The organism is Pantanalinema sp., from assembly GCA_036704125.1.
Lineage (GTDB): Bacteria > Cyanobacteriota > Sericytochromatia > S15B-MN24 > UBA4093 > JAGIBK01.
In genome coordinates this window covers 25,477-51,902 of sequence record DATNQI010000060.1, presented here as the reverse complement: position 1 = coordinate 51,902, position 26,426 = coordinate 25,477, and the positions used below count along the sequence as shown (strand labels likewise).

29 protein-coding genes are annotated in these 26,426 nt (G+C 68.2%); 16 read left to right on the top strand and 13 right to left on the bottom strand.

Annotated elements, in window-relative coordinates:
- Positions 1 to 60 precede the first annotated feature (60 nt).
- On the top strand, positions 61 to 858 hold the full coding sequence (locus V6D00_09525) for an ABC transporter permease subunit (GenBank protein ID HEY9899408.1): 798 nt from the start codon (positions 61 to 63) through the stop codon (positions 856 to 858).
- Between the two features lie 14 nt (positions 859 to 872).
- Here the strand turns inward: V6D00_09525 and V6D00_09520 are convergent, their stop codons facing one another.
- Positions 873 to 1,556, bottom strand: coding sequence for a response regulator transcription factor (locus tag V6D00_09520; protein ID HEY9899407.1), 684 nt, complete (start codon positions 1,554 to 1,556; stop codon positions 873 to 875).
- A 176-nt stretch (positions 1,557 to 1,732) separates the two neighbouring features.
- Here V6D00_09520 and V6D00_09515 point away from each other — a divergent pair, with 176 nt between their 5' ends.
- The 4 genes from V6D00_09515 to V6D00_09500 all read left to right on the top strand — a co-directional run bounded on the left by V6D00_09515 (position 1,733) and on the right by V6D00_09500 (position 5,331).
- Positions 1,733 to 2,251 (top strand): hypothetical protein, encoded by a 519-nt coding sequence (locus V6D00_09515; protein HEY9899406.1) that lies wholly within the window; start codon positions 1,733 to 1,735, stop codon positions 2,249 to 2,251.
- Between the two features lie 2 nt (positions 2,252 to 2,253).
- The gene (locus V6D00_09510; protein HEY9899405.1) at positions 2,254 to 2,973 is read left to right on the top strand and encodes a hypothetical protein; all 720 of its coding nucleotides are present in this window, start codon (positions 2,254 to 2,256) and stop codon (positions 2,971 to 2,973) included.
- Positions 2,974 to 3,139: 166 nt separating this feature from the next.
- On the top strand, positions 3,140 to 4,531 hold the full coding sequence (pabB, locus tag V6D00_09505; protein HEY9899404.1) for an aminodeoxychorismate synthase component I: 1,392 nt from the start codon (positions 3,140 to 3,142) through the stop codon (positions 4,529 to 4,531).
- Positions 4,516 to 5,331, top strand: a complete 816-nt coding sequence (locus tag V6D00_09500) for an aminotransferase class IV (protein HEY9899403.1) — start codon at positions 4,516 to 4,518, stop codon at positions 5,329 to 5,331. Before pabB ends, V6D00_09500 begins: the two co-directional genes overlap by 16 nt.
- Positions 5,332 to 5,370: 39 nt before the next feature.
- Here V6D00_09500 and V6D00_09495 read toward each other — a convergent pair whose 3' ends face one another.
- The 3 genes from V6D00_09495 to ribD all read right to left on the bottom strand — a co-directional run bounded on the left by V6D00_09495 (position 5,371) and on the right by ribD (position 9,192).
- Positions 5,371 to 6,492, bottom strand: a complete 1,122-nt coding sequence (locus tag V6D00_09495; GenBank protein ID HEY9899402.1) for a nuclease-related domain-containing protein — start codon at positions 6,490 to 6,492, stop codon at positions 5,371 to 5,373.
- Between the two features lie 125 nt (positions 6,493 to 6,617).
- Positions 6,618 to 7,850 carry a S8 family peptidase gene (locus V6D00_09490; GenBank protein ID HEY9899401.1) on the bottom strand — a complete coding sequence of 411 codons (1,233 nt, stop codon included), beginning with the start codon at positions 7,848 to 7,850 and terminating at the stop codon, positions 6,618 to 6,620.
- 217 nt (positions 7,851 to 8,067) lie between these two features.
- Positions 8,068 to 9,192, bottom strand: coding sequence for a bifunctional diaminohydroxyphosphoribosylaminopyrimidine deaminase/5-amino-6-(5-phosphoribosylamino)uracil reductase RibD (ribD, locus tag V6D00_09485; GenBank protein ID HEY9899400.1), 1,125 nt, complete (start codon positions 9,190 to 9,192; stop codon positions 8,068 to 8,070).
- Between the two features lie 108 nt (positions 9,193 to 9,300).
- Here ribD and V6D00_09480 point away from each other — a divergent pair, with 108 nt between their 5' ends.
- Positions 9,301 to 9,747, top strand: a complete 447-nt coding sequence (locus V6D00_09480) for a universal stress protein (GenBank protein ID HEY9899399.1) — start codon at positions 9,301 to 9,303, stop codon at positions 9,745 to 9,747.
- Positions 9,748 to 9,826: 79 nt separating this feature from the next.
- On the opposite strand, the gene V6D00_09475 is transcribed toward V6D00_09480, so the two are convergent.
- Positions 9,827 to 10,591 carry an HAD family hydrolase gene (locus V6D00_09475; protein ID HEY9899398.1) on the bottom strand — a complete coding sequence of 255 codons (765 nt, stop codon included), beginning with the start codon at positions 10,589 to 10,591 and terminating at the stop codon, positions 9,827 to 9,829.
- A gap of 23 nt (positions 10,592 to 10,614) precedes the next feature.
- Positions 10,615 to 12,366, bottom strand: coding sequence for a family 10 glycosylhydrolase (locus V6D00_09470; GenBank protein ID HEY9899397.1), 1,752 nt, complete (start codon positions 12,364 to 12,366; stop codon positions 10,615 to 10,617).
- A 148-nt stretch (positions 12,367 to 12,514) separates the two neighbouring features.
- On the opposite strand from V6D00_09470, the gene V6D00_09465 reads away from it, so the two are divergent.
- Entirely contained in the window at positions 12,515 to 13,189 is a 675-nt protein-coding gene (locus V6D00_09465) for a nucleotidyltransferase (GenBank protein HEY9899396.1), read from the top strand.
- Between the two features lie 5 nt (positions 13,190 to 13,194).
- Here the strand turns inward: V6D00_09465 and V6D00_09460 are convergent, their stop codons facing one another.
- Positions 13,195 to 13,932, bottom strand: coding sequence for a metallophosphoesterase (locus V6D00_09460; protein HEY9899395.1), 738 nt, complete (start codon positions 13,930 to 13,932; stop codon positions 13,195 to 13,197).
- Positions 13,929 to 14,195: a BON domain-containing protein gene (locus V6D00_09455; protein HEY9899394.1), complete on the bottom strand. Its 267-nt coding sequence runs from the start codon at positions 14,193 to 14,195 to the stop codon at positions 13,929 to 13,931. The genes V6D00_09460 and V6D00_09455 overlap by 4 nt, the downstream gene beginning before the upstream one ends.
- A 184-nt stretch (positions 14,196 to 14,379) precedes the next feature.
- Between V6D00_09455 and V6D00_09450 the strand changes: the two genes are divergently transcribed.
- From V6D00_09450 to V6D00_09440, 3 genes are all read left to right on the top strand, one after another.
- Positions 14,380 to 15,876: an alkaline phosphatase family protein gene (locus V6D00_09450; protein HEY9899393.1), complete on the top strand. Its 1,497-nt coding sequence runs from the start codon at positions 14,380 to 14,382 to the stop codon at positions 15,874 to 15,876.
- Entirely contained in the window at positions 15,852 to 16,238 is a 387-nt protein-coding gene (locus V6D00_09445) for a phage holin family protein (GenBank protein ID HEY9899392.1), read from the top strand. Before V6D00_09450 ends, V6D00_09445 begins: the two co-directional genes overlap by 25 nt.
- 100 nt (positions 16,239 to 16,338) lie before the next feature.
- Positions 16,339 to 17,553 carry a glycosyltransferase gene (locus tag V6D00_09440; GenBank protein HEY9899391.1) on the top strand — a complete coding sequence of 405 codons (1,215 nt, stop codon included), beginning with the start codon at positions 16,339 to 16,341 and terminating at the stop codon, positions 17,551 to 17,553.
- 175 nt (positions 17,554 to 17,728) lie between these two features.
- On the opposite strand, the gene V6D00_09435 is transcribed toward V6D00_09440, so the two are convergent.
- Positions 17,729 to 18,463 (bottom strand): hypothetical protein, encoded by a 735-nt coding sequence (locus V6D00_09435; GenBank protein HEY9899390.1) that lies wholly within the window; start codon positions 18,461 to 18,463, stop codon positions 17,729 to 17,731.
- Positions 18,412 to 18,666, bottom strand: a complete 255-nt coding sequence (locus V6D00_09430) for a hypothetical protein (protein HEY9899389.1) — start codon at positions 18,664 to 18,666, stop codon at positions 18,412 to 18,414. Before V6D00_09430 ends, V6D00_09435 begins: the two co-directional genes overlap by 52 nt.
- A gap of 3 nt (positions 18,667 to 18,669) precedes the next feature.
- Between V6D00_09430 and V6D00_09425 the strand changes: the two genes are divergently transcribed.
- Entirely contained in the window at positions 18,670 to 19,011 is a 342-nt protein-coding gene (locus V6D00_09425) for a transposase (protein ID HEY9899388.1), read from the top strand.
- Positions 19,012 to 19,066: 55 nt separating this feature from the next.
- Here V6D00_09425 and V6D00_09420 read toward each other — a convergent pair whose 3' ends face one another.
- Both V6D00_09420 and V6D00_09415 read right to left on the bottom strand, forming a co-directional pair.
- Complete coding sequence (locus V6D00_09420; GenBank protein ID HEY9899387.1) at positions 19,067 to 19,825, bottom strand: hypothetical protein; 759 nt, start codon at positions 19,823 to 19,825, stop codon at positions 19,067 to 19,069.
- A gap of 181 nt (positions 19,826 to 20,006) precedes the next feature.
- On the bottom strand, positions 20,007 to 21,179 hold the full coding sequence (locus tag V6D00_09415) for a glycosyltransferase (GenBank protein ID HEY9899386.1): 1,173 nt from the start codon (positions 21,177 to 21,179) through the stop codon (positions 20,007 to 20,009).
- 140 nt (positions 21,180 to 21,319) lie between these two features.
- On the opposite strand from V6D00_09415, the gene V6D00_09410 reads away from it, so the two are divergent.
- The 5 genes from V6D00_09410 to V6D00_09390 are packed head-to-tail and all read left to right on the top strand — an operon-like array spanning position 21,320 to position 25,999.
- Positions 21,320 to 21,997: a hypothetical protein gene (locus V6D00_09410; GenBank protein ID HEY9899385.1), complete on the top strand. Its 678-nt coding sequence runs from the start codon at positions 21,320 to 21,322 to the stop codon at positions 21,995 to 21,997.
- An 11-nt stretch (positions 21,998 to 22,008) separates the two neighbouring features.
- Positions 22,009 to 22,572 carry a hypothetical protein gene (locus tag V6D00_09405; GenBank protein ID HEY9899384.1) on the top strand — a complete coding sequence of 188 codons (564 nt, stop codon included), beginning with the start codon at positions 22,009 to 22,011 and terminating at the stop codon, positions 22,570 to 22,572.
- The gene (locus V6D00_09400; protein HEY9899383.1) at positions 22,569 to 23,585 is read left to right on the top strand and encodes a VWA domain-containing protein; all 1,017 of its coding nucleotides are present in this window, start codon (positions 22,569 to 22,571) and stop codon (positions 23,583 to 23,585) included. The genes V6D00_09405 and V6D00_09400 overlap by 4 nt, the downstream gene beginning before the upstream one ends.
- Positions 23,578 to 25,326 (top strand): VWA domain-containing protein, encoded by a 1,749-nt coding sequence (locus tag V6D00_09395; protein HEY9899382.1) that lies wholly within the window; start codon positions 23,578 to 23,580, stop codon positions 25,324 to 25,326. The genes V6D00_09400 and V6D00_09395 overlap by 8 nt, the downstream gene beginning before the upstream one ends.
- Positions 25,327 to 25,369: 43 nt before the next feature.
- Complete coding sequence (locus V6D00_09390; protein HEY9899381.1) at positions 25,370 to 25,999, top strand: hypothetical protein; 630 nt, start codon at positions 25,370 to 25,372, stop codon at positions 25,997 to 25,999.
- 80 nt (positions 26,000 to 26,079) lie between these two features.
- Here the strand turns inward: V6D00_09390 and V6D00_09385 are convergent, their stop codons facing one another.
- On the bottom strand, positions 26,080 to 26,325 hold the full coding sequence (locus tag V6D00_09385) for a hypothetical protein (GenBank protein ID HEY9899380.1): 246 nt from the start codon (positions 26,323 to 26,325) through the stop codon (positions 26,080 to 26,082).
- Positions 26,326 to 26,426: the final 101 nt, after the last annotated feature.

Sequence of the window (26,426 nt, the reverse complement as noted above, 5' to 3'; positions counted from 1 at the left end):
CAACAAAACCAGGCATGTGTTGCGAAGTGCCGCCGTAGGCGGCTATGAGGAACAGTTTCGTTGAACGCGCTTAGCTGGATGGTGGTCTGCGAGAAGGAGCTGCGGGACGTCCTGCGGCGGCCCGGCCTGATCGGCACCATGGGGGTGCCACTCGCGATCCTGACCTTGCTTTCGGTGCTCGCGCTGTACGCGGCGGGCATGGATGGCGCTGCTTCCCAGATGCCGCCCCTGCGCTTGCGCCCGGCCTCGCTGGCGGGGGCGAGCCCGGTCGAGCTCGCGCAGTACGCGGCCCTTTCCCCCTTCTTCCTGATGTGGCTGATCTTCCCGGTGACGATCCCGAGCACGCTCGCGGCCTACTCCATCGTCGGCGAGAAGGAGGAGGGGACGCTGGAGCCCCTGCTCGCCACCCCGCTCGGCACCGCCGAGCTGCTCCTGGGCAAGGCCCTCGCGGCGGCTTTGCCCGGGGTGCTGCTGGTCTGGGTGCCGTGGCTGCTGACGCTCGCGGCGGGCTACGCGCTCACGACCCCGAGGGTCCTGGCGGCCACCCTTCTCTCGCCGCTCTGGCTCACGGGGATGCTCCTCCTGGCGCCGGCCTTGACCTTCTTCACCGTCATGCTGCTCGTGGTCGTCTCGTCGCGGGTCAACGACGTGCGCACGGCCAACCAGATCGGCGGGACGCTCGTCATACCGCTGGTGGTGCTCTTCGTCTCGCAGGTGGGCGGCGGGCTATCCTTCGGCCACTCGGCCGTGATCGGGGCCTTCGGCTTCGTGCTCGCGGCGGGGCTTGCGGCCCTCGCGGTCGCGGTGCGCCTCTTCCAGCGGGAGTCGATCCTGGTGCGCTGGAAGCAGAGCCGCTAAGAGCGTCCAAAAGCTCAGGCCTCTTTGAGGACGTAGCCGATCCCGCGGACCGTGTGCAGCAGCTTCGGGGCTCCAGATCGCTCGATCTTCTGGCGCAGGTGGCTGACGTAGACCTCGAGGATGTTGGCCTCGCCGTCGAAGTCGTAGCCCCAGACCGACTCGATGATCCGCTCGCGGTGCAGGACCTTGTAGGGCTGCTGGATCAGGCAGCTGAGGAGATCGAACTCCTTGGGCGTCAGGGTGATGGGCGCGCCGCCGCGCGTCACCTCTCGCGTGTCGAGGTCGAGGCTGAGGTCGCCCACCTCGAAGCGGGTGCGTGCCCGGGGGCGCCTCAGGCGGAGCTGAGCGTTCACGCGCGCCACGAGCTCGTCGAGGTCGAACGGCTTGGGCACGTAGTCGCTCGCGCCGCTGTTGAGCCCCTCGATCCGCGCCGGGGTCTCGCCGTGGGCGGTCAGCATCAGGATGGGGACGTCGGACCCCTGGCGCACGCGCCGGCAGATCTCGATGCCGTCGAGCCCCGGCAGGGCGCGGTCGAGGATGATGAGGTCCGGCTGGGCGCTCCGGGCCGCCGAGAGGCCGGCAATCCCTTCCCTCTCGATCCGGACCTCGAAGCCCTCCGCTTCGAGGCGCGCGTTCAGCAGAGCGGCTATCTCGGGCGAATCTTCGACGATGAGGATTCGCGCCTTGCTGCTCGCCACCATCGCCTGCCTCTCCTCGTAGGGGTGCGAAATTCCACCAGAAAAACCCGGGCCGAAAGTTTTAAAACCTGTAATACGGGATTAAAGCCCCGTTCAAAGCCGAATCCTAATCTTACCACAGCCGATACGGCGGTCAGGGTGCTTGCTTGAGGCTGCTTGAAAGGAAATATGCGACGGTGAAGATACGGTTTGGGGCGCTGGCTCTGGCGCTCGTTTCGGTGACGGCCTGCGGATCGCTCTCACCCGAGGCCCATCCCCTCTACGGCAGCGCGCGCCTCTCGTTCGCAGCCCAGGAGGGACGAAGCGTCCAGTACCTCGCGGGCGACATCCAGGCGGTTCGCGTGACGATCACCGAGGGGGCCGACGCCACTCAGATCGCCCAGGCGAGCTTCACCGGTCCGGCGCTCGCAAGCCATCTGGCGGGCAACACCTTCTCCTTCACCGTGGATAACCTCAAGGTCAAGGACGGCGCACATCCGAGCTTCAGCTACACCGCCAAGGTCGAGACCTTCCTCGACGCGGGCCTCGCGACGGCCATCGGCCAGAGCGTCTCGGCCCCCTTCAGCGTGAGCGCGGGGCCCGCCGGTACCGGCGTCAGCCTGCCCAACCTGGTCCTCGCCGCGACGCCGCTGGGCGGCGCCAGCGGCAGCGTCACCATCGTGGACACCCCCGCGCCGGGGGTGGTGATCCGCTAGCCATGAACGCGGTTCGCAGGCTGGCGGCGGGGGGGATCCTCGCCGCCCTTGCGGGCTGCGCGGGCGATCCGGCGGCGACTCCGCCGCTCGGGACCGTCCAGCTTCGCTGGGAGGCGGGGCGCAGCATCCAGTATCGCGCCGATCAGATCGGGGCCCTCAAGGTGACGCTCGCGCCGCAGGGCAGCGGGGTGAGCCACACCAGGGTCTTCGGGCCCGAGGGCTTGCGGCTCGCGTCTGGTGGGGCCAGCTTCGCCTTCGAGGCCCTGCACCTGATCCCCGGCGCTTACACCGCGCGCCTGGAGGCCTACGTGGACGCGGGTGCGACCATCGGGATCGGCAGCGTCGCATCGCCCCCCTTCACCGTCGTCTCGAACGAAACGGCCCGGGTCGTCCTCCCCGCGCTCACCCTCGCCTCCACCCCGCTCGGGCAGTGGGAGATCCAGGTCGCCGTGAGCACGAGCAGCGGCCTGAAGCCGGAACGCCTGAGCGCTGAGCTCTCGGCGATCGACGGCGCCCAGGCGAGCTTGCCGGCGGAGGCGGCCCAGGCAAGCCGGACCTTCACCTGGGACAACGTGGCGGCTCCTGCGGGCGGCACCAGCACGGTCTCGGTCACGGTCACGGCGAGCCGGGGCAATCGGACGTACGCGCGCACCCAGGTCGCCACCGCGAGCCTCCTGGCGGACCGGCGCGTGAGCTCGCGGCTCTCGTTCGCGTTCCCATGAGGAGACTCGCCATGACCCGCCTGTTTTTTGCGATCGCCCTTTCTCTCTTGCTCGCGGGCTGCACGGCACGCAGCCCGAGCCAGCCGGCCCCTGAGCGCTCGGTGGTGATACACTAGAACTCGCCTGCTTCCTCAGCCGACCCCGCCCCGAGACGGGGCAGGAGCCCATGCCCACCACCGTCGCGCCACTGCCCCTTGGCATCGACCTCTCATGCGTTCGCGCCCACGCCGCCGCCCAGCCCCACGGCTTCATCCTCGACAGCGGGGACGCGCCGGACGGCTGGCAGTTCATCGGCTTTGCGCCCCGGGAGCTCCTGACCAGCCGAGGCGATACCACGACCCTCGCGCGCGACGCCGATGAACGGTCCTGGCGCGGGCATCCCCTGGACGCCCTCCAGGAGCTGCTCACCCGGTGGCGCCTGCCGGCCTGCGAGGGGGCGCCGCCCTTCTGGGGCGGGGCGGTGGGCTACCTGAGCTACGACCTCGGCTGGCAACTCGAGCGCCTCCCCCGCCTCGCCCCCGACGATCTGGGCCTTCCCGAGATGATCGTGGGGTTCCACGACGTGGTCGTGGCCGTTCCGGCCGAAGGCCGCGCCCTCCTTTGCGTCGCCCCCGCGCCGGGCGAGGGCTCCGAGGCAATCGCGGCCAAGCGCGAGCACTGGGAGCGCCGCCTGCGCGACCTGAGCGCCCCGCCGCCTTCCGCGAGCGCTCGGGCCGTGGGGGCGCCCCGCTCGACCTTCTCGCGCGAGGCCTACCGCGCGGCGCTCGCGCGGGTGCTCGAACACATCGCGGCCGGCGACATCTACCAGGCCAACCTCTCGCAGCGCTTCGAGATCCCCGTCGAGGGCGACGCCTACGCCTGGTTCGAGCGGCTGTGCGAGCAGAACCCCGCCCCCTTCGCGGCCTACCTCAACGCCGGTGAGGCCGCCATCGTGAGCGTCTCGCCCGAGCGGTTCTTGCGCTTGCGCGGCGATCGCGTCGTGACGGCCCCCATCAAGGGGACTCGCCCGAGAGGCCGCACCCCCGACGAGGACGCGCGCCTCGCCGACGAGCTGCGCGCCAGCGTCAAGGACCGCGCCGAGCACCTGATGATCGTGGACCTCGAGCGCAACGACCTGGGTCGGGTCTGCCGCCTCGGCTCGGTCGAGGTGAGCGAGCGCTTCGCCCTGGAGGCCCATCCGACCGTCTGGCACATGGTCTCGACGGTGGAGGGCCGGCTCGCGCCGGGCCAGGGCGTGGGATCGCTGCTCGCGGCCACCTTCCCGGGCGGCTCGATCACCGGCGCCCCCAAGATCCGCGCCATGGAGATCCTCGAGGGCCTCGAGCCGACCCGGCGCGGGGTGTACACGGGGGCCATCGGCTATCTCGGGCGGGACGGGGATCTGGACCTCAACATCGCCATCCGAACGGCGGTGGCCTTCCCCGACAGGGTCTACGTCCAGGTGGGCGGCGGCATCGTGGCGGACTCAAACGCCGATGCCGAGTACCAGGAGACGCTCGACAAGGCCGCCGCCTTCTTCCGCTCGCTGGGGGTCGAGGCCGCATGCGCATCGTCCTGAACGGCGAACTGCTGGACGCCCAAGAGGCGCGTGTCTCGGCCCTGGACGAGGGCCTGCTCTTCGGCTACGGCCTCTTCGAGACGATCCGGGCGGTGAAGGGCCGCATGCCCCTTCTCGAACGTCATCTCGATCGGCTCTTTTCAGGGGCCGCGCGCCTCGGAATCCCGGTAAGGCGGGATCGCGAAGCCATCACCCGGGACCTGGCGCGCCTGCTCGAAGCCGAGGCTCACCCCGACGCGCGGGTGCGCCTGACCTTGACCCGCGGTGCTGCCTTGCTCGGCGAGGGTTCGACCCTGTTTGCGACCGCGCAGCCCTACGCCCTGCCGAATCCGCCTTACGACGTGTGTCTTGCGCCTGGACATCCGGGCGGTGCCTCGCCTTTGGCGGGCCTCAAGACGCTCGGATATCTGCCTTTTCTGCTGGCGCGCGATCGCGCCCGCGCCCAGGGCTACCACGATGCACTGCTGACGGATCCGGCTGGCTACGCGGTCGAGACCACGACCTGCAACGTCTTTGTCGTCCTCTCCGACGGGGAAGTCGTCACGCCCCCGCTGAGCGCGGGCCCCCTCGCGGGGGTCGGGCGGGCCTGGGCGATCGCGCGGCTGCGGGTGGCCGGCGCCGAGGTGCGCGAGGCAACGCTCGGCGTGCCCGTCCTCGAGACGGCGCGCGAAATCTTTCTCACCAACGCCCTGATGGGGGCGATGCCGGTGGGGCGCATCGAGGCAAAAAAGCTGCAGCCTCCTGGCGCCACTTCATGGGGAATGCGCTTGCGCGACGCTTTCATTTCCCTGGTTCGGTAAGCAAGAAGGATCACCGTCTCGCGCTTGCCCCTACGAACGCTAACTCTCGGGGTTCGTATGAAAAAGAGTGCTGGTGTCGCAGCCTTGGCACTCGCGGTAGAAGTTGCGCCCTTCCTTGCGGACGCGCGGCGTATGCCCCGAGTTACCGCAGTCCCACTTCATGGACGTGTTTCCGGCGCAACCCGAACACTTGAAATAGTAGCCATACTGGCCGTGAAGAATACTTCCGATGCCCTTGCCGCAGTTTTTGCAACTGGGGGCTAGCTCAGGGGCGATCGTTGCCGCCTGTGAGAGTGGCCCGCTGCCTCTCAAGGGCGAAGTGTTCGGGAGGGTTCGCTGTCCCCCGAGCTGTTCGATCACGGTTTCCGGAGCACTCGCTTGAGGTGAGCTCATCGTCGCCAAGGGGGCAACTGCCGGATTCGCGTATCCCCCCCCAAAGGCTACAGACTCTCCTGCTTCGGGCACGGGGTGAAGAGGCTTGTGCTGGGCCACGAGGCGCTGCCCGATCGCGTACAGGACCCCCTCCCCGATGACTCTTGCGAGGTTGCCGAACGCACCGGCGACTCCCATGCCGTCGTAGTGCTTGTCGATGGTTGTCTTCAGTGCGTCGGCCTTGATGACCTTGCTCGTGTCAAAGCTTTTCGGGCGATCGATCCGCGCGTTGGGCGAGACGAGAACATACGAATGGAAGATCGGTGCCAGCGTGACGCCGAGTTTCGTGGGTAACTTGATCGTCTTGAAGGCTTCCCTGAGCACCGAAACATGCCGCTCGTTTTGCTCCAGCGGCGAGGCCATTCCCTCGTACTTCTTGTCGAAGTTGTTCCAGCGAAGGAACTCGCCGTGCTCGTCGATCTTGAAGCCGCTGTGGAAGCTCTTGGTCTCCAGCACATAAACATGAAGGAAGCGATTGATGAGCAGGTGGTCGATCTGGGCCACTCGGCCGCCGATTTCGAGCCTTAGATCGTGGATGACAACCCAGTTCTGGCTCTTCTGGTAGTCGAAGTTGATGAGGTATGCGACGTCGCCTTCGGTCTTTATGCCCGCGCGAATGTTCCGGACGTCACGCTCGAGCCTCGCGCGCTGCGTGCCCGTAGCAGCCTTCGAGCGCGCCTCGATTTCGGCAATCTGATTATCCTTGCTGTCTGCAGATTTTAGTAGCACTCGAACGCCTCACAAAAAGTCCATCACCAGGCTGAGTTGTACCCTGCTCGGTTCGAATCTAAATGCCAAAAGAGACGTCCCCCGGCTCGCTGAGCCGGGGGACGTCGAATGAGGGGCCGAGAGGTTTAGATCGAGAGGGCCTTGAAGGCGTTGATCCGGCCGTGGCCGAAGCTCTTGTCGAAGCCGGCGGTGCCGAGGTCCTGGGCGCTCTGCTCGAGCTTGGCGCGGACGCCGTTGATGTCGAGCGAGGGGTACTTGTCGCGGACCAGAGCGGCGAGACCGGCGGCGGCGGGGCAGGCCATCGAGGTGCCCGAGAGCGAGCCGTACTGGGTCTTGCCGATGGGGTTGGCGGCCATCGGGAGGGTCGAGAGGATGTTGCTGCCGGGGGCCGAGATCGAGATGTGGCTGCCCATGTTCGAGAAGTTCGACTTCTGGTCGGCGGCATCGGTCGAGCCGACGCCGATCACGCCGGGGATCGCAGCGGGATAGCTCTTGGTCTCACGGCCGTCGTTGCCCATCGCGGCGACCACGACGGTGCCCTTGCTCATCGCGTACTTGACCGCATCCTCGACCGCCTGGGACGAGGTGGGACCGCCGAGGCTCATCGAGATGACCTGCGCGCCCTGGTCGGCGGCGTAGACGATGCCCTGGGCGACGCCCTCATACGAGCCGCTGCCCGACTTCGAGAGGACCTTGACCGCGAGGATGGTCACCTTGGGGGCGATACCGGCGATGCCCACGCTGTTGTTGGCCGAGGCCGCGGCGATACCGGCGCAGTGGGTGCCGTGGCCCTGATCGTCCATCGCGTCGTCGTCGTTGTTCACGAAGTCGTGGCCCTTGAGGACGCGGCCGGCGAGGTCGGGGTGGGTGTGGTCGACGCCCGTGTCGACGATGGCGAGCACCGTCTTCGACGAGCCCATCGAGAGGTCCCAGGCCTGGCGGGCCTGCACCTTGTCGAGGGTGTACTGGTCCTTGGCCATGGGGTCGTTGACCTCGGCCTGGACGGTGTAGTCCGAAGCGCGGACGACGTAGTTGGGCTCGGCGTACTCGACCATGCCGGAAGCCTTCAGCTTCGAGATGGCGGTGGCGACGTCACCCTTCACCGTGATCAGCTGCATGCCGATCTTGCTGTTGGAGCGGACGGTCTTGGCGCCGAGGTCGCGGGTGAGGCCGAGCGACTGAGCGCCGGTCTTGAACTTGACGAGGACCTGGCTGGGGACCGATTCGGCGTTGATCGCCGCGTTCGAGCCGGTGTTGCCGATGGCGGCGCCGGTGCTCATGCCGCAGCCGGTGAGCGACAGGGCGGTCATGGCGGCGAGGACCGAGGCGAGGGCAACAGGCTTGCGAATGAGCGTCATCGACTTCTCCTTAGCAGGGGGGGTGGACGGAATCGCGGTCGAGAGTTAATTCAAGATTAACTTGGGGTTAATGTACCACTTCACATTGGCATAAGCAACCCTTAAACTGCCCTTAAGTAATTATTTAACCAAACCTTAACCACATCCCCTCGAAAACATGCGCCCCCCGAGATCGGGGGGCGCGGCGCGGGGCCTGACGAAGGGCGGGACCGAAGGGCTAGACCTCGTGCAGATAGGCCTCGATGAGCAGGTCGCTCCCCATGGATCGGCTGCGCATGTCGTAGAGGGGCAGCGCCTCCTCGACCAGGGAGACCCCGAGCCCCTCGACCGGGGTCAGCGCCGACTGGCCGCCGATGATCATGGGGGCGATGGTGCAGTAGAGCTTGTCCACGATGCCGGCGTGGAGGGCCGCGGCGTTGAGGTTGCCGCCGCCCTCGACCAGCACGCTCGTGATGCCGCGCCGGCTGAGGATCTGCATCAGCTTGTTGAGGTCCACGTGGGACTCGAGGCCGCTTGAAATCTCGGGGCAGACGAGGATCTCGGCGCCCAGGGCCTGGAGGGCCCGGATGCGATCCTCGGGGGCGTACCGGGTGACTGCCACCAGGGTGCTGGGGCGAAGGCGCCCCGTTCCTTGCTGCTTGCTCAGCATCTTGCAGCTCAGGGGCGTGCGCGCCAGCGAGTCGACGACGACCCGCAGGGGGGTGCGCGAGCGGGGCAGCATGCAATGGATGTCCGGGTCGTCCTGGATCAGGGTGGTGACGCCGACGAGCACCGCGTCGTAGGTCCCGCGCAGCTGGTGCAGGTGCGCCCGGGCCTCGTGCCCGCCGATGTAGTCACGCTCGCCGACGGCGGTCGCGATCTTGCCGTCGAGGCTCATCGCGCTGCGCAGGGCGACGAACGGGCGCCGGGTCGCGCTGTACTTGAAGAAGACCTCGTTGAGGCGCCGGGCCGCCTCGCGCTCGACGCCGACCGTGACCTCGAGGCCGGCCTCCTCGAGCGCGCGGATGCCGCGGCCCGCGGTGGCGGGGATGCCGTCCTCGTGGGCGATCACGACCCGCGAGAGCCCCGCCTCGAGGATTCGCTCGACGCAGGGCGACTCTCGGCCCGCGTGGTGGCACGGCTCGATGGTCGTGTAGAGGGTGCCGCCCCTGGCCGCCTCGCCCGCCGCGTCCAGCGCGCAGCGCTCGGCATGGGGCTGGCCCGCCTGGAGGTAGAAGCCTTCGCCGACGATCTGGTCGCCCTGGGTGACGACGGCGCCGGCCATGGGGTGGGGGCTGGTCCAGCCGCGCCCTTGAAGCGCCAGCTCGATGGCCCGCTGCATGAAGACGGAATCGGAGTTCATGGTTGGTTCGACTCCCTGTTGCTTCTGGGTGACGCCATCTTACGCGATGGGTCGCTTGGCGTCATGTTATGCTGGCGCTCGTACAAGCATGCTAGCAGGAGGCTATCAATGAAGGTGCTCACCACCACCGACGGCTCCCCTTTCTCGCTCGAGGCCCTGCGACGTCTCGGTAACTTGCTCCCACGCGAGGGCACCGAGGTGGTCCTCCTCGCAGCCTACCCCAGCCCCGGCGGCGGGGGCTTCGGAATGATGGGCCCCCCTTACGTCGATTATGCCCAGCTGGGCGTCCAGATGCACGACGAGGCGAAGGGCTTCGCCGAGGAGGGGGCGCGGATCCTCGAGGCGCAGGGCTTCAAGGTCGCCCCGAAGGTGGCAGAGGGCGACCCCGCGTCGGTGATCCTGGATGCGGCCGAGCAGCTCAAGGCCGACCTGATCGTGGTCGGCTCCCACGGCCGTACCGGCCTGGCGCGCTTCTTCCTGGGCAGCGTTTCGTCGCGGGTGGCCTCCCATGCGCCGTGCTCGGTGCTCATCGTCAAGCATGCCGAGAAGGCCTAGAGGGTCCGGAAAAACCATTCATCACATGCCTGGTCTTGCTGGATGCGCTTAGCCCCGGCCTGACGCTCGAAACCCTGCTCTAGCCCTCGCCGGGCACGAGCAGGGTTTCGAGCTCCCAGACCCCCGAGAGGACGCAGTCCGCTTCGGGCGCGAGCCAGGCGGCCGGCGTGATGCCGGAGGCCACGGCGATCGCGCCGGCCGCGCGCGCATGACGCGCCATGCGCATGTCGTTGAGGCCGTCGCCGACCATCCAGGTCTCGTGCGGCTCCACGCCGAGCGCGTCGCAGGCCGCATGCAGCATGTCCGGGTGGGGCTTGTTGCGCGCGACCGCGTCCGCGCCGAAGACCGCCGAGAAGCAGTGGGAGATCCCGAGCAGCGCAAGGTCGCGCCGGGCGTTGGCGGTCGTGTCGGAGGTGGCGACGGCGAGCTTGGCCCCCCGTGCCACGAGCTTCTCGAGGGCGGGGCGGATGGGGCCCGGCGCCTGGACGTGGTCGGCCGGCGACACCCCATCCTCCCCCGCCTGGAAGGCGCTTTCCGAGAGGCTTCGCGCCTCGAGCCAGTCGAAGCCGCGCGAATACAGGAAGCCCGCCGAGAGCGTCAGGGCCTCGACGCGGGCCCCCATGGCCAGCGGCCCCGTAGGGTCGATCCGGCCTTCTCGGATGCCGAAGAGCTCGGTGAGCAGGCCCCTTTCCGCCTCGCCCAGCCCCGCGAGGCCCAAGAGGGCGTCGATCCGCGCGCGCACCACGGCGCGCCAGAACGGGGCGAAGTCGACGAGCACCCCGTCCTTGTCGAAGACGACCGCGCGGGCCGGCTGGAGCGTGGGATGCGTGGTCAATCGAAGCATGGGTGGCCTCCTCGGTTCGATCATCAATCGCGCTGCTCGGGCGCCTCGATCAGGGGGGGGCTCGCGGGCGGCTGGCTCGAGGGCACCGAGCGGGTGGCCCCCAGGCGCTGGGCGTTCGCCTGGACCAGCACCGTGGCGTAGCCCAGGCGGTGGGTGATCTCGTCGCTCACCGGGGCGCTCAGGACGCGCTGCTGGGCCATCTGGCGGGCGAGGGCCTCTACCGCCTCCAGGCGCTTCACCAGCGCGGCGTTCTGGTGGTACGGCGTCGCCGTGAGAGGAAGCGATCGCTGGATCTTCTTCAGCTCGCCGCGCAGGACCGCGACGCTCGCCGCCGTGCCTTCGTCGGCTCCGGCCTGGACCGGGCCGAGGTAGGCGTTGTCCAGCTCGGAGAGCACCCGGCGCGCGGCGGGGATGAGCCTGCGGCCGGGGTTCATGGCTGGCCTGCGGAACGGGCCCGCCGCCAGGGCCTCGAGGGTGCCGGGCTTGAGGTGGGAGAGGGCGAAGAACAGCACGGCGGGCGCTTGCCGCTGGTTCAGGAACTCGATCTGCTCGAGGGTCTGCGGGATGGGATCGGTCATGCGGTGCGGGCCCAGGATGGCGTACAGCAAGTTGGTCCGGCTGCCGGCGTCCGTCTCCCAGTTGAGCCAGGTGCCGAGGTCCGAGGTCTTCGCGGTGTAGAGCATCGACGTGACGAAGTCGGTCCAGCCGTTGTTGGACCAGTGGCGCCAGTGCTGCATCTTGTTGAGGCGGCCGTAGCGCTCGCCGCGGAAGGTCGAGACCGAGAGCTGCAGGTCGGGATTCTTGAGCTTGAGGCGCTGGGCGATGGTCTGGACCGTCAGGTTGACCTGCTGCTCGCGCCAGAGCTGGTACTCGATCCAGGCGGGGGTGTTGGGCTTGATGGGCGAGGGGGGAAAGACGCCGTGCCGGGCGTAGTGCTCGAGCCCGAAGGTGGTCTGGCTGATCCAGTCGTCGGGGGTCTCCTCGTCGTAGCGGATGTAGTCGAGCAACAGCCCGTCCACGTCGTAGCGGTCGATCAGCTCGTCCACCAGGCCGAAGACCCACTCGCGCGCGCGCGGATCGGCGGGCGAGAGGAAGCGCGGCTCGGTCGTCCTGGCGCTGCGGGCGGCGAGCGCCGGCAGGCGCGAGAGCACCGGGTCGCCGAAGCCGGGGCTCTTGACGCGGAAGGTCCAGATCCAGGGATGGACCTCGATGCCGGCCTGGTGCGCCTCGCTCACGAGCGTCCGGAAGGGGTCGAAGTCGAGCCCGGCGAACTCGGGGTCCTTGTCGGTGAAGCGGCTGGGGTAGAGGGTGTAGCCGCGCCGGAACACCTCGGGGATGATCATGTTGAAGTTGGCGCGCGACAGGCGCCCGACCAGCTCGCGGATGCCCTCTCTGGTCCTGGGCAGCGACGACATGTCGATGAAGAGGCCCCGGGCCTCGACGCCGCGCGAGGGAAGGGTCCCGAGGTACGAGGCGTCCAGGCGTTCGCCGGCCTTGTCCAGCCACCCCTGCACCCGCTTGGGGTCCTCGCGCATCTCGAGCAGGAGCCCGGCGGTGTCCAGGGCCATCTTGCCCACCGCGAGGTCCACCTCGGCGCGCTCCGCCGGGACGTCGAGCATGCGGCTCCTGGCGAAGGAAAGGCGGCTCTCGATCTTCGCATGGCGCTCGCGCAGGACCGAGAGCCGATTTTCGAGGGGGCCCGCGAACGCGGGGGCGGCGAGGGCGCTGCCGAGAGTCAGGGCGAGGAGCGCCGGGGTGAGTCGGGAGGTGAGCAACGCCAGGATCCTTTTTCTCCATCGCCGGGGGCCCGCCGCGGTGAGGCAGGGACCTCCCATGCTAACCGGGTCCGAGCCCCCGCGTCAACGAAGCAACGCCGCTGGCCGGCCATTGTCTCTTTTTGTGAAGCGTGCTATTCTCCCGCGCATGTTTGACGCCATGCCCGAGGCGCGCCGCCTCCTGGCGAGTGGTCCGCCTGCCGCGACGCCTCAAGTTCCGGACGACCATCGCCTCCTGTCCGCCGGGCACGAGGCGTGCGAGATCCTGACCAGGGCCGGGGTGCCGTACATGGTGGGCGGAGGGGTCGCCGTCTGGGCCTACGGGCGCCGCCGCTGCACCAAGGACATCGACCTGTTCCTGCCGCCGAAGATCCCCTTCGTGGCCATGGACGCGCTGGGCAAGCATGGCTTCCACACGCGCGACACCGACGCGAGCTGGCTCTACAAGGCCTTCAAGTACGGGGTGCTGATCGATCTGATCGTCTGGACGACGGGCAATGTGCGGCTGGACGCCGAGACCTTCGCCCGCACGCGCGTCCACGAGATCGACGGCCGCCTGTTCACCCTGATGGGCCCAGAGGACGTCCTGTTCCGCAAGATCCTCTCCCACCGCGAGGAGCGAAGGGACTGGTACGACGGCCTCTCGATGCTCTCAGGGCCGCCGATCCCCTTCGACTGGGCGTACTTCCTGGGCCGGATCCGGCCCGAGCACGCGCGCCGGACCCTGTCGTTCGCGCTGTACGCCCAGGCGGACCTCGGGGTCGAGGCGGTGCCTGGCTGGGTGGTGGCGTCGCTGCTCAAGGACGTGCCCCTCGGGGCCTGAGGCCCTCAGCGCCTGAGGGCGGGCTCCTCGAAGCGCTGCAGCTCGTACAGCGCGTACGGGCGGCCCAGAACCGGGATCGAGCAGTTGCGCACCGGGATCCCGCCCGGGGTCTGACCGTGCTCGGTGCCGCGGTGGGCGTGGCCGTGGAGGACCAGATCCGCCCCGCACGCGTCGATCGGCTCGCCGAGGATCGACGAGCCGAGGAACGGGTACACCCCCACGCTCTCCCCTTTCAGGGTCTCGGGGATCGGCGAGTAGTGCAGGAGCACCACCCGGTAGTCGGTCTCGAGGCCGGTCAAGCCTTGCTCGATGGCCTCCGCGCAGGCGTAGGTCTCGCGCATGAACTGCTTGATCTCGGGCTCCCCGAAAGGGGCGATGCACGCCTGGCCGAAGCCCCCGGCGAACCCCTTGGTCCCCACCACCCCGAGGGTCTGCCCCCGGACCTCGACCACCGTCGCTTCCTTCTCGAGCACGACGGCCCCCGCCTCTTCCAGGCGCTCGCGGACCACCTGGGGGCGCTCGGCGTGGTAGTCGTGGTTGCCCAGGACGCACAGCACCGGGATCGAGAGGCTGGCGAGCTCGGTGGCGAGAGCCACGGCCTCGGCCTCCTCGCCCCAGTTGGTCAGATCCCCCGCCAGCAAGAGGAGGTCGGCCTCCTGGTTGAGCTTGGCGAACCAGGGGGCGAACAGGCCAACCGCGTCCGCGCGGCAGTGGAGGTCTGCGCTCGCGGCCAGGCGGATCATGGCGCGTGACCTCCGGGCAGGATCACCTCGGCCTGCTCCGGGGCGCGCACGGTGCGGACGTGGGTGCGGTTGAGGAAGTCGCGCGCCTCGGGCAGGGCGTGCAGGACCGCGCTGACGGCCCGGCGCTGCTCGTCCGAGTTGACCTCGCCGGTGACCACCCCGCGCCCCTCGGGGGTGAACTGGACCCGCAGGTCGGTCATGCCGACCCGCTCGTCGGTCGCGAGCGCGGTGCGCACCTTGCTGGCCAGGTAGACCTTTTCCATGACGGGCCCTCCCACAGAGGTGCCGCCTTCCGGTTCGCGGCGGGGATCGCACGCCCAGTCTAGGGCCATGGGGCGCCCCGGACAACATTGGCTAAGCCGCTCTGCGCTTGACGCACGGGCGGATTGTTACATAAGATTAAGCGCATCGGGACGGCGCCGCGGTGCGTCGAGCGAGGCATGCCCCATGCGAGACACGCGCCCCCTGCACCTGATCGTGATCGACGGCTGGCACCCGGCCTTGCTCCAGCAGGAGCGCGATCGCTTGCCTGCTTTCTCCTTCCTGGCCGCGGCGGGTGCGCTCGACCTGGAGTGCGTCTCGACCTTCCCGACCGTCACCCCGAGCGCGCTGAGCACGCTGGTGACCGGGGCCATGCCGAGCGCTCACGGCATCCGAGGCATCATGTGGTACCACCGCGAGGAGGACCGCTACGTCCACTACTGGCCCTCGCACCAGAGCCTGGTCATGGGCACCATGCCGCGCGTGCTGCGCGACATCTTCGTCCACCTCAACGGCGCGCACCTCAGCGCGGCGACCCCCACGGTCTTCGAGGTCCTCGAGGGGGCGGGCCTGGTCTGCGGCAACGTCAACTTCCCCATCACCCGCGGGGCGTGCCTTCACCGGGCGACGCTACCATGGCCCATCTGCTGGCTCGCGGGGATGGCGCCGGATCTCGCCGTGAGCGGGCCGCGCCACTGCTACCTGGGCGACTTCGTGCCCATGCGGGGCTTCGGCAGGCAGGGGCTTTTCGGCCGCTTCGGGATCAACGACGACCGGGCGGGGGACTACGGGGCCGCCATGATCAAGCGCTTGCGCCCCGACTTCAGCCTCGTCTACCTCAACGAGCACGACCTGCGCTCCCACCACGCCGGGCCCATGGGCTGCGCCTACAGCCTCTCGATCATCGACCGTCAGCTCGCCAAGCTGATGGACGCCTACGGCTCCTGGGAGAAGGCGATCAGCGAGGCCCGCTGGATCCTGGTCGGCGATCACGCCCAGAGCCCCATCGGCGGCGTGCCGGGCTACGCCGTCAACGTCCTCAAGGCCTTCAAGGGCCTCATGGTGGCTCCCTTGGCGGTGGGGGGCCTGAGCGCGCGCTCGGCGGATCTCGCGATCGCCCCCAACGACCGCTCGGCGCTCATCTACCTGCGCGATCCTGGCAGGCTCGCCGACGTGCTGGAGCAGGTCGCGCTCTGGCCGAGCGTGGACCAGATCGCCTGGCGCGAGGGGGGGGGCTACTGCGCCATGAGCGCCGGGAGCGCCCGGGTCGTGCGCTGGCGCGAGGGGGGTGCCCGCCGCGATCCGCACGGGCGCGCCTGGGACCTCTCGGGGGACCCCGCGGTGCTGGATGTGCGGCTGCCGGCTCTTGGCCGGATCGACTACCGGGAGTACCCCGACGCCCTGTCGCGGCTCGCAGACGCCCTCGACGGCGGGGCGGACGTGGTCATCACGGCCCGGCGGGGCTACGAGTTCACGACGGGCTTCACCATGGGCAAGGGCAATCACGGCAGCCTTGCGAAAGAGGACTCCATGGTCCCATTATTGACGGTGGGGCTTCCGCCGCTCATGGCACCCGCGCGCACCAGCGACGTGGCGCACCTGGTGCTCGCGGCCTTCGGCCTCGCGTCTTCCCCGATCGCGCCCTTCTGGAGGCAAAAGTGGTCCTCATCCGTCAGTGGCTAGCATCCGCGCTGGCCTTCCTCGCCATCGCCCTTTACCTTCCCGGCTTCCACGTCAGCGATCCGATCTCCGCGGTGCTCGCGAGCGCCGTGCTCGGCCTGTTCAACGCGATCCTGCGCCCCATCCTCCAGCTCTTCGCCTTCCCCCTGACCCTGGTGACCTTCGGCCTCTTCCTGCTCGTGATCAACGGCCTGATGATGTGGCTGGTGCCCTTCGTGGTGAAGGGGGTGCGCATCGAGGACTTCGTGGCCCAGGGGATGCACGTGCCCGCCTTCGCGACCGCCATGATCGCTGCGGTGCTGGTCTCTCTGGCCAGCTGGCTCATCGGCGGACTGCTGCGCGTCCTGACCGGGGCCCCGAAGTAGGCCCCGGCTTCGCTTGACGCGCCGACTTGCGCCTGGCTAGTATGGTCCTCGTGGGATGCCGTGCCGGTGGGCCGGGGCCCCGGAAAGAGGCCGAAAAACCATGAAGCTGCTCTTGGTAGCGGATCAGTACTATCCCCCGACGCTCGGCGGCAGCGCCATCACCATCCGCCGGCTGGCCCACGGCCTTGCCGAGCGCGGCCACGACGTGACCATCCTCGCGCCGGGGACCCAGGGCCTGCGCAACTACGTGGAGCGTGACGGCCAGACGACGGTGGTCCGCGCCCGCGCCATCCCGGCCCTGCACCTGGCGACCAACACCAACAAGCAGTCCGCGCCGCGCCTGACGATCCTGCCCGAGAACCTGGTCGAGCACACCATCCAGCGCATCCGGCCGGACCTGGTGCAGCTCGTCACCCCGACCATCATGGGCTCGGCGGCCCTCAAGAACGCGCGCCGCCTGGGGATCCCGGTGGTCGCGAGCAATCACGGCATCCCGGACAACCTCATCCCCTTCAAGGTCGATCGCGACTGGCTCGCCTACAAGATCTTCGACAACGTCTACTGGACCGAGGTCGTCTCGTTCCTCAACCAGGTGGACTTCGTCACGGCGCCGACCAACCTCGCCTGCGACATGCTGACCGAGCGGGGTCTGGAGAAGCAGCCGGTGCCCGTCTCCAACGGGGTGGACCTCAACGTCTTCACGCCGCCCTCGCCCGGCGAGAAGGATCGGCTGCGTGCCCGCTTCAAGCTGCCGAATGATCGCCCCGTGGTCCTGTACGCCGGCCGCCTCGCCCTCGAGAAGCGCCTGGACGTCCTCTTGGAGGCCATGCCCAAGGTGCTCTCCGAGACCCAGTGCCACTTCCTCTTCATGGGCGCGGGTGCCCTCGACGTGAAGGGGATGGTGGAGGGCCTCGGCCTTTCCGAGCACGCGACCTTCACGGGGCTGGTGGACGACCAGACCCTTCCTCTGGTGTACCGTGCGGCCGACATGCTGGTGCTGCCCTCCGAGTCGGAGCTGCAGGGGATGGTGCTGCTCGAGGGGGCGGCGAGCGGCCTGCCGCTCATCGGGGCCAACGCGCTGGCGATCCCCGAGATCGTCCACCACTGCTCCAACGGCTTCCTGCACCAGCCGGGCAACGCGGACGACCTGGCCGAGCGCATCGTCTGCCTGGTCGGCGACGCCGAGTTGCGCGCGCAGTACGGGGCGCGCAGCGTGGAGCTGGTCCAGCACCACGCGCTCGAGGCCTGCATCGGTCAGATGGAGTCAATCTACCGGGAGATGATCGCCCTGCACCGGGGCGCAGAGGTCGAATAGTCATTACAATTCGACCTTCACGACACAACCCTGCTGACGAACAGGCCGCGAAGCGCTGGTCATGGGAATATCTCATGGTTGAGGAATGACCTCGAAAACACGCGTTATGTCGCGCCGAAAGGCTCAAAAGGTTCTCAGCAGGATCGTGTGGGTAAGTTGAGCGCGGGTTCGACAGTTACGAGACGTCCATTGGCTGATCGCATGACATGATGCGGTTTTCCGGGGCGGCGATCGGGTCTCTCCAGACCCGCCAGAAAGGGGGAATCTCCCCTGCCCCAGCCTTCCGGATCGTTGCACGGTCGGACTCCGAGAGATCCGAGCAGGTCCACTTGAGTCGCCCACCCTCGGATACCTGGTGGGCCTGCACCCGATCGAAGCGCTTTCGCAGCTCCGCGATCGACTCGCCGGTGCGCTTCTCCAAGGCCCGCACGCAGTTTGCGGCCAGGATCGTCAGCATCACATGCGCTCGGATGCGCTCGCTCGAACGGTGGTAGCAAGGCCGCAGTTGCAGCGGTCCCTTGTATTCCAGGTGATTCCGTTCCACCACTTGCAATAGTTGGTAGGCGTCGAACACCTCGTGGCCGTTCATTTCCGTGAGCGTCGTTCGCAGCAAACGTGTTCCTGCCAGTTGCTCCTCGCGCCGGATCGCCTCCTGGTCCAGCACGTAGCGTCCCGACACCTTCTCGGACGGCTTTACGTACCGCTTCAGGCTCGGGTGCGTGGCCACAGCGCACACCGACTTGGAGTGCGACCCCTCGGGTTCCTTTTTGGCCAGGGCCTCTCGGACCCGAACCACGTGCTCGCCGATCTGCTTGACGCGGTTTCGACAGTTGTCGGCTAAAATCATGCTTGAGAGGCTCATGCTGATTGGCTTTCCGCCGTTGCCGGCGATTCTCTCCAGGCCTGCCATTTCGCCGGTGGCTCCCCGGCGCCAGCCCGCTTGAGCGTCGCGCGATCGGCCTCGGACAGCTCCGAGCACTTCCAGACGCGGCGCCCGTATTCGGTCACCTGGGTGGCCAAGATGCGGTCGAAATGCTGCCGCAGGTCGGCGATCGATTCACCCGTCCTCATCTCCAGCATCCGCAGGCAGTTCGCGGCCAAGATCTTCAGCATCACGTGGCCACGATCGCCCTCCTCAAGCGCATGGTCCGGCGCATTCGAGCGCGCTGGCCGAAGGTTCGCATCCTCGTCAGGGCGGATGCCGCTTTCGCCGCGCCGGAAGTCTACGACCGGTGCGAGGGCAACTGCGTCGACCACCTGATCGGCCTGGTCAACAACAAGGTCCTGGAACGCTTCTCGGCACCAAATCACAAGGCGGCCAAGATCGCCTACCACGGCTGGCTCGCCAAGAACGGGGCGTCGCTCGGACTTTCACCGAATTTGCCTCTCGCACTGGAGCCGCGCCTGCCCAAGATCATCCCCAAGCACGGCATCGCTCACCCGCAACCGTTCGCGTGAACGCCCGCCGGTAAGACCGACGGGCGCCTGAGTGATGCTTGATGAATCGTCCGGGCTAGGGAAGCAGTTGCGTCGCGCTGTCGCGAATGCTGCCAAAGGTCCGATTCCACATTTCCAGCTCATGCGACTTGACGAAGCGAACTTTAGCCCCGGGGTTGGGCGGATGGAAGACGAAGTCCATATTTGCCATCGCCTTGTGCATCTCATTGATCTGTGGAACGGGACCGGCAAGAAGCTCATGCTTCTTAATCAAGCCATTGACGGTGCCGAAGATGCCCTCCAGCCGAGTGGCGACATTCGCTCGGGTCATCCAGTTCGCGCTCAGTGCAATCGTCGCTCCCTCTGAAGCGAGGTCCTTGACGGTGGTCATGTCGACCTTGAACTGGTGAGATGACAAGATGGCTCCAACGGACTGCGGAGTTCCGCCGGTACCGTGGATTTGCGACTCGGCTCGGGCTCGAATCCCTTGGTCCGGCAAGAAGCTCAAGTCAAGGGTTGCGGCTTTCGCCCTGGCCTGGATCTGCTCCGCAGACTCGCCCGGATGGACGTAGCGCTGGTAAAACTCCACGATGTCTCGTGTAAGCGGACCGTCGCCAGGGTGCTGATCGAGCTTGTGCAAGGCGGCTTCTGCGCTGTGGACAGCCGCGCTCTTCCGAGCGCCGAGTGCCAGGTTATCGCCAAACATCTTGGGAGCCAACGCTTTGGAGGCAACCTGAGCCGTCTCCTTTGCGGCAACCTCGCGCGCAACATCTTTTGCAAGAGTATGTGGCAGCATGGAATGACCAAGCTTGGCAACCTCATTTTTGATCGACATGACCGTATCTCCTACTCGCGTTGCCCTTCCGGGCGGCCAATTGTTGATCTTAATATAGATACCTTGGCTGAATAGGATGCGTTAAAAATGAAATAAAAGCCGGATCAACTTTCTTGTTCATTCACATCAACCAAGCCTTCGTGGAATTTGAGATCCCATCCCCCGCGCGATTACAAGAATCCTATCGATCCGAAAGGCTCGGGACCTTGCCATCGGCCACCTGGGCGTTGGCGATGAGGTCCACCAGGTCGTAGACCGCGTCCGGATTGTTGATCCGGCGCATGTTCTCCTTGAGGCGCTCGACCTTGTGGGGGTTCTCCATCAGGTCGCGGATCTGGGCCGAGACCGAGGACGAGCGGGTGATGACCGTGCCGATCCCCTTCTCGACCACGAAGTCCAGGTTGCCCTTCTCCTGCGGCATGGGGGCGAAGATCCCGTCGATCAGCATGGGGATCTCCTTGTAGGCCAGCTCGGCGATGGTGCCGGGGCCCGGCTTGGAGACGGCCACGTCGCTGGCGTCCATGAGGGTCGGCATCTGGTCGGTGAAGCCCAGCACCTTGATAGGGATCCGGGCATGGGAGGCCAGGCGGTCCATCTTGCGCTTGAGCGCCGCGTTCCTGCCGCAGGCGACGATCAGCTGCAGGGGCAGGCCCGAATCGGCCAGCTCCTTGGAGAAGCGGATGGTGTTCTTGTTGGCGACGCCGCCCATGGTGATCAGCACAGTGAAGCGATCGAGCGCCATCCCGAGGGCCCTGCGGGCCTCCTCGCGCGACTTGCGCTGGGTCATGAAGGTCGGGTTGACGGGCATGCCGTGGAGCACGCGGATCCGCTCGGCGGGCATGCCGTAGGCGATCAGCTGCTCGCGGCTCTCGTCGAGCATGGCGATCATCATGTCCGCCTCGGGGTGGACCCACGAGCGCAGGAAGTTGCGCGTCAGGTCGGTCACGAAGATGACGTAGGGCTTCTTGCCGGTCCAGCCCATGCGATCCAGGACGGACATGGCCGCGTAGTTGACCACGCCGAACACCGAGACGATGATGTCGGGGTCCTGCTCCCGCAGGTAGTCCTCCAGGTTGCGGTTGGCCTTGAGCAAGAGCGGGAAGATGATCTGCTCGGCGTTGACCCGGTTCATGATCTGGTAGCCGTAGTGGACCATGCGCGGATCGGCCTTGAGCATGTCGTTGTAGGAGTTGTAGAGGTACTCCACCCGCTTGCTGTTGGTGGCCGCCGAGATGTGCATCAGGGTCACGGTGCAGCCGGGGTGGCGCGTCTTGAAGGCGTTCTCGATGGCGCGGGCGTTGGCGTAGTGGCCGCCGCCGGCGGTCTCGTACATGACTAGGATGTGCTTGTTCATGGTGGTCTCATACCCCGCCCGTGGCCTCGCGAATCGGCCCGGACGCCCTCTTCGCGCGGGTAAAGCGAGGAACCGTTTGGGAGAAGGGCGCCAGGGGTAAGATCTTTAACAGATCAACTGCCAAGGAGGACCCAGGGACGATGCGCTCCCGCCCGCTGCGCGCCGCGATCGCGGCCGCCACCATCTTGAGCCTGAACGGCTGTGCCGACCTTCCCGTGGTGGGCGGGCTCGGCGAGTCCCTCGCGGGGGTGACCGCCCCGGTGATGGCCATGCTGGATCCGGTCCTCGCGCCCTTTTTCCCGAAGGTCGAACCGACCCCCGCCCCCATGATGCCCCGCCGGCGGCGCCGCCGGCCGCTGACCCCCGAGGGGACGGCGGTCGCGACCGGCAGCGTCGGGACCGAAAGCGTCCAGGTGGCTCCCGCCGTCGCCTACGCGACCTGGGCCGAGCGCAACAAGCGCTTCGACCGCCTGCGTACCGAGGGCCTCATGCGCCTCTACCGGGGCCAGACCGGAGGCGCCCTGGACGCCTTCAAGCAGGCGCAGACCCTGCGTCCCGAGGACCCCCAGATCGCGCGCCTCGTCGCGCTGGTCCAGAACCCGCCGGCTCCAAGCCCCATCACCGGCCTGCGCGGGATGCCGGGAGGCGCCCCCAATGCCCAGCCCGATTCCGGCGCGAGCGGGCTTCCGCCGGGCATCACCCCCGAGATGCTGAAGCGCGCCGAGCAATTCTCGCAGCAGCAACAGCAGGGGACCCCGCCCGGGGCGCCGCCCGTGATGCCGCAGGGCGGAGACCAGCCCGCAGGCCTCTTCCCCTAGTGCGAGAACTCTTGCTCCCGGCCATCGTGGCGGCCGGTGCCCTCGAGGACATCCGCGGCCTCAAGCCCTACCTCGCCCCCGGTCCCGCTCCTTGGGCCCTCCTGCTGGTCCTGGCGATGGCCCTGGTGCTGGCGCTCGTCTTCTTCTACCTGTCGCGCCGCGCGAGCGACGAGGCGAGCGACGAGGTCGCGGCCGCCCCCGCCAAGGGACCCAAGACCCCCCGGGGCCGCCTCGACGCCCTCAAGGCCAGCCAGCTCGCCGATCGCGGCGAGGCCGCCAAGTTCTGCGACCAGCTCAGCGAGATCCTGCGCGACTTCGTGCTCCACCGCTACGGCCTCTCGACCCGGCGCCTGACCAGCTCGGAGCTGCTCCTGGAGCTCGAGGCGCGTCGCATCCCCATGGCCGTCCAGGACAACCTCTCGACGATCTTCGCGGCGTGCGACCTGGTCAAGTTCGCCAAGGTGCGCCTGTCGCCCACCGAGCTGCTGCAGCACCTGACCTCGGCCTACCTGGTCCTCGAGTTCGCGGGCCAGCCCCCCGCAAGCGAGGCCCCCTCGAGCGAGGCGCAGCCATGACCCTCGCCCAGCCGATCTGGCTGCTTTGCGCCCTGCTGATCCCGCTTGCGATCGCCCTCTTGCGCCGCAAGCGCCCCGCGGGGATCCCGCTCTCCACCTTCCGCCTGCTGGCCGACGCGGACAAGCGCCCCAGGCGCCTCGGCCTGGTCCTCGCGGCGCTGCGCCTCTCGGCCCTCGCGCTGGTGGTCATCGCCCTGGCGAGGCCCCAGGGCCCCGGGCGCTGGTTCGAGGAGAAGCGCTACGGCATCGACATGATGCTCGCCCTCGACATCTCGGGCTCCATGCGGGCCGAGGACTTCCAGCCCGCCAACCGCCTCGAGGTGGCCAAGCGCGTCCTCAAGGACTTCGTCGCGAAGAACGCCGAGCACCGCCTCGGCCTGGTCGCCTTCGCGGGCCGGAGCCTCACCCTCTGCCCCCTGACCACCGACGCCCAGGCCGTGAGCCAGCTGGTGGATCGCATCGGCTTCGACTCGGTCGGCCAGGACGGGACGGCCATCGGGGACGGGATCGGCAACAGCCTGTATCGCCTCGCCGAGAACGAAGGCAAGAGCAAGGTCATCGTCTTGATGTCCGACGGGGAGAACAACTCGGGCTACCTCCAGCCCCTGGACGCGGCGGCAATGGCCAAGGCGCGCGGGGTCAAGGTCTACACCATCGCGGTGGGCCGGCCCGGCGGGGCCCCGATCCCGCTCACCGACTCCTTCGGCCGCAAGGTCTACGTCCGCAACCGGGACGGCAGCCTGTTCTTGCCCAAGATGGACGAGCAGGTTCTCGCCAGGATCGCCGAGATGACGGGAGGGCGCTACTTCCGCGCCACCGACTCCCGCGGCCTCGAGGCGGCCTACGCCGCGATCGCCCAGCTCGAGAAGTCCGAGCTGCCGGCGCAGCGCCACCGGGTGCCCAGCGAGAACTATTTCGGCTGGGTGCTCGCGGCCCTTTTCCTGGTCGGCGTCGAGGTGCTGCTCTCGACCGGGGTCGGCTCGGTGCTCAGAGGGGAGAAGCCCCATGCCTAGCTGGGACCAGCCGCTCTTCCTCTGGGGCCTCGTCCTGGTGCTGCCCATGGCCCTCGCCGTGGCGGGGATGGTCCGCGCGCTTCGCCTGCGCCGCGATCGCTACGCCGATCCCGACCTGATGATCGAGATGCGGGTGGGGGCCTCGCTCGCCTCGCCCATGGCGCGGCTCTCCATGCTGATCCTCGCCTTCTCCCTTCTGGTTGTGGCGCTCGCGGGCCCGCGCATCGGCGGGCGGCTCGGCGCGCGCCTGCCCGGCGAGATGCCGGCCCTTGCGATCGCGGTGGACGTCTCCAAGAGCATGGGGGTGCAGGACCTGGGGCGCGATCGCATGGGGGTCGCGCGCGACGCCCTGGACGCGCTGCTCGTCAACCTCTCGGGCTGGAAGGCGGGGGTCGTGGCCTTCGCCGACGACGCGCTGGTCTTCTGCCCCATGACAAGCGATCTCGCAGCGGTCAAGACCCTCACGGCGCGCCTGCGGCCCGGCATGGCCGAGCTGAGGCAGGGCTCGAACCAAGAGAACGCCCTGCGCAGCGCCCTTGCGCAGCTGCAGGGCCGCTCGGGGGCGGTGCTGCTCGTGAGCGACGGCGAGCCGCTCGCAGGCTCGCTTTCGAAGGCGGCGGCCGAGGCCCAGCGCGCCGGGGTCAGCGTCTACGTCCTGGGCCTAGGGACCCCATCGGGCGGCAAGATCCCGGACGGCCAGGACCTCTTCGGCGAGCCGGTCTTCCGGACGCAGGGCGATGGCTCGCCTGCCGTCTCGCGCGCCGATCTCGGGGGGCTCAAGGAGGTCGCCCGAGCCACGGGCGGGCTCTTCATGGACGCGTCCCGGCCGGGTGCTGCCGAGCGCATCCTCGCTCACCTCAACTCCCGCTGGGGAGCGGGCAGCGAGGGGAGCGAAGGGGTCCTGCTGTACCAGATCCCCCTGGCGATCGCCCTGGCGCTCCTGGTGCTGGAGGCGGGGCTGTCGAACCGCCTGCTGCTGCCCTTCAAGGCTCGCTTGATCCTGGAGCGGGTCCTGCGCCGCGTGCGCCGGGGGGCGGCGCTGGCCCTCGCCCTTCTGGCCCTCTCTCAGACCGCCTGGACCTGGCCGTGGCAGGGGAGTCCCGACGCCCGCCGGGGCGCGGACGCCTACGCGGCAGGCCAGTGGAAGGAGGCGCGAGCGGCCCTCGTCAAGGCGGCACAGGAGCGGCCCGACGATCCGAAAATCGCCTACGACCTGGGGTGCGCGCATTACCAGGCGGGGGATTTCGAGGGCGCGGCCAAGGCCTTCGGACGCGCTGCCGAGCTTCTTCCCAGGGGGGACAAGACCCTGGCCTGGGTGAAGTACAACCAGGGCAACGCCCTGTACCGCCTGGGCGAGGCGAAGGGCGAGCGCAAGGCGCGCTGGACGGCAGCGATCGCCGAGTACCGCTCGGCCATCAAGGCGAACCCCAAGGACGCGGACGCCGTCTATAACCTCGAGCTCGTGACGCGCCGCCTCAAGGCCCTGCCCGAGGAGAAGCAGCAAGGCGGTGCCAGTGGCCAGAAGCAGGCGCCGCCCAAGGAATCGGGCGGGGGCGACGTGATGCCGAACCAGGCCGAGATCCAGGCCACCCTGGATGCGCTCCAGCACGAGGAGCTGCGCTTCCAGGGCGAGGTCAGGCGCGAGGAGCGCCCCCCCGAGCCGTCCAGCGCCTCGGATCTGCTCAAGCAGCTGGTGGATCAGGCGGCCAGGGGGCAGCCCGCGGAGCGGCCCGATTGGTAGATGCGGTAGAATGGTACCGTCCCGTTCGCGATAAGGAGGTCCCGTGAAACGCGCCTCGTTGCCCTTGATCCTGGCGTTCGCCCTGCCCGTCGCCCCCGCCTTCGCCGCTCCGCCGAGCGCCTTCAAGGCCGAGGGGACCGCCGTCTCCTTTGCCGGAGCCAACGCCCCGGAGCAGCGCACGCCGGTGACGCTCTACTACCAGGACGGCAAGATGCGCCTCGAGCTGGTGCAGCCCTCCATGGGCGAGTCGATCCTGCTCGCCAAGCGGGGCTCGACCCAGATCACCCTGCTGGACACCGCCCAGAAGATGGCCTTCGTCATGACCGCCGACGCCATCGGTGGCCAGGCCGGCGTGCCGTCGGTCGAGCAGTTCCTCGACATGGCCGCCTGGAAGACCCAGCTCAAGGGCGCAAGGCGCCTGAGCGGCACCGAGGTCAAGGGCGCCCAGCGCTGCACCGGTTACCAGAAGACCATCGGCGGCACCGACTACACCGTCTGGCTCTCGGACGCGCTGGAGCTGCCCATGCAGATCGAGGGATCGGTGGCGGGCAAGCCGCGCTTCCGGATCGCGATCTCGCGCGTGACCAAGGGTCAGCAGCCCGCGGGCCTGTTCGGCGTCCCTGCGGGCTACCAGAAGGCGGAGCTGGACGCCGGGATGCTGAACCAGCGCTGAGCCGGCAATGGACGCGAAGGGAGGGGCGATCCTCGGATCGCCCCTCCCTTCGCGAAGGTCCAAAGTTGAAGCGCGGAACCTTACTTCTTCGTGACCTCGGTCATCAGGGACCGGATGACGGTCGAGCCGGTGGAGCCCGCCTTCTCGCCCGCGGGGGTGCCGGCGGTCGAGGTGTCGGTGAAGAGGTTCTTGAAGAGGTCCTTGAAGATGTCCTCGGCCTTGCCGCCGTTGATCAGGCCACCGATGGCGTTGCCGATGGCGTTGCCGGCCTTACCGCCGCCGAACAACCCCTGGACGAGGCCGCCCACAAAATTCCCGATGTTCATACCAGCCCTCCAGATGATTTGCTTACGTCTTGCGCGTTTTGCTTGCCAAGGGCCTTATACCCGCCTGAACCCTCGCTCCTTTCAACGGGATGTTGAGAGAT